Origin of the sequence: Paracraurococcus lichenis, from assembly GCF_030657435.1 — a bacterium.
GTDB lineage: Bacteria > Pseudomonadota > Alphaproteobacteria > Acetobacterales > Acetobacteraceae > Paracraurococcus > Paracraurococcus lichenis.
Genome location: NZ_JAUTWS010000575.1, coordinates 1 through 294, shown reverse-complemented (window position 1 = coordinate 294; position 294 = coordinate 1). Strand labels below are relative to the sequence as shown.

The following is a 294-nucleotide window of genomic DNA, read 5'->3' as shown; positions in this document are numbered from 1 at the left end:
GGGAGCGGTCGGTGGTCACCCTTGGGGAGCTTGTCATGATCCTGGACCTTGCCCGGCAGGGGCTGACCGTGTCGGCGATTGCCCGCCGTACCGGCCGCGACCGCAAGACCATCCGCAAATACGTCGAGCGCGGCCTGGAGCCGCCGGTCTACAAGCCGCGGGAGCCCAGCCCCTCGTTGCTTGGGCCCTACGAGGCGTTCCTGCGCGAGCGGGTGGAGCGCTTCCCCGAGCTGACCGGCCGGCGGCTCTGGCGCGAGGTCCGCGAGCTCGGCTTCACGGGCGGCTACTCCAGCA

1 protein-coding gene is annotated in these 294 nt (G+C 71.4%); it reads left to right on the top strand.

Annotation, left to right across the window (positions count from 1 at the left end; genetic code table 11):
* Window positions 1-11: 11 nt before the first annotated feature.
* A partial coding sequence (locus Q7A36_RS42145; RefSeq protein ID WP_305109553.1) for a helix-turn-helix domain-containing protein occupies window positions 12-294 on the top strand: 283 nt, incomplete at its 3' end.